This is a genomic window from Soonwooa sp., assembly GCF_032062245.1.
GTDB lineage: Bacteria > Bacteroidota > Bacteroidia > Flavobacteriales > Weeksellaceae > Soonwooa.
Genome location: NZ_DAMBQF010000024.1, coordinates 37813 through 39366 on the forward strand (window position 1 = coordinate 37813; position 1554 = coordinate 39366).

The window sequence follows — 1554 nt, forward strand, 5'->3', positions numbered from 1 at the left end:
TTCGAATCCCTCAGGACCCACACAAAATCCCAAGTCGAAAGATTTGGGATTTTTTATTTTTATATATTTCCCTATTCATAAGCTTTTACAGAAATTCTAAATTTAGGAACAAGATTTTAAAAACCTCAATTTTTGAAATTAAAGGCATACTTTTAGGTGGCCCACCTTTATTCTAGGTTACCCACTTTTAATTTCTGTGCAAATTTCACAAATACAATCAACCAAAGCACTGTGTTTTTATGTTAAAAAAATATCTCTCAGGTTACCCACTCAGGTTACCCAAAAAAATCTAGGTTACCCACTTTATCCCCCATTAATCCTATGAAAATTTCAATACTATTTCTCATCCGAAGAAACAAAAAAAATGTTAAAGGACTTTGTCCTTTGACATGTAGAATCACCTTAGACAACCAAAGAAAAGAGTTCTCAACTGGCATATTTATTAATCCAGATTATTGGAATGCTGCTAAACAAAAAGCTTATCCTCCTAATAAAGGAAATAACCAAATCAATACACAACTAAGCCTGATTAAGCAAGAAATTAATCAGGCTTTTTTATTGCTACAAGTCCAAGGAAAACAATATGATGTAAATGACATCTACAGCCATTATAAAGGTGAAAATATTAAAGAAGAAAAATCCTTAATGGAAATGTTTAAACTTCATATTGCAAAACAAGAAAAACTAATAGGAATTTCAACTTCTGCAGTTTCCCTAGCTAAGTTTAATCAAACACAATCACATGTAAAATCCTTTATCAAATACAAGTACAATAGAGCAGATTTCCTACTAAAGGATTTAACCATGGCTTTTATAACAGAATTTGAGTTCTATTTAAAAGCAGAAAAATTGTTTATGCAAAATACCATTCATAAAACTATCCAAAGATTGAAGCATGTAGTAAGACTAGCATTTGGTTTAGATTATTTAGCTAAAGATCCTTTCATGTTATTCAAGAACAAGAAACCCAAGAAACAAGTTATATTCCTAACTAAAGAAGAGCTATAAGCATTAGAGAAGCACAAATTTGCATCTCAAAGATTGCAACAAGTTGCAGATATGTTTGTATTTTGTAGTTATACAGGATTAGCATATTCAGAAATGGGTAATTTAAAAGAAGAAGATATCTACATTGGTTATGATGGTAATAAGTGGCTACATATCTACAGGCAAAAGACTAAAAAGAATTATGACATTCCTTTATTATCAAAAGCAGAATCTATTATTAATAAATACAAAACAGATAAACAGCTATTACCAATAATTAGTAATCAAAGATTCAATTCTTATTTAAAGGAAATAGCTGAAATTGTAGGCATCAATAAAACCTTAACTCATCATACTGGAAGAAAAACTTTTGCTTCTACTATCTTACTCTATAATGATGTTCCCATGGAAATTGTATCTGAACTACTAGGGCATTCTGATATTGGTATCACACAAGAACATTATGCTAAAGTAGTTAAGGAAAAAGTAGGTGAACAAATGAGCAAGCTAAAATCTCACGGATCTGTTCCTCTATATCGCTCACGCTCATTCCTTTGGCATAGAAGG

General features: G+C 30.8%; 2 protein-coding genes and 1 tRNA gene (1 of these 3 only partly in view). All 3 read left to right on the plus strand.

The window, feature by feature from the left end; all coding sequences use genetic code 11:
* A tRNA-Val gene (locus RT037_RS10890) sits at positions 1-20 on the plus strand; it begins 155 nt to the left of the window's first position.
* A gap of 301 nt (positions 21-321) precedes the next feature.
* Positions 322-1008 carry a phage integrase SAM-like domain and Arm DNA-binding domain-containing protein gene (locus tag RT037_RS10895; RefSeq protein WP_313031059.1) on the plus strand — a complete coding sequence of 229 codons (687 nt, stop codon included), beginning with the start codon at positions 322-324 and terminating at the stop codon, positions 1006-1008.
* 33 nt (positions 1009-1041) lie between these two features.
* Positions 1042-1554, plus strand: a 513-nt coding sequence (locus RT037_RS10900) for a site-specific integrase (RefSeq protein WP_313031061.1), incomplete at its 3' end; no start/stop codon positions are given.

Excerpts from the sequence above, each read along its gene's own strand:
- RT037_RS10895 (WP_313031059.1), top strand. The coding sequence starts at position 322 with ATGAAAATTTCAATACTATTTCTCATCCGAAGAAACAAAAAAAATGTT.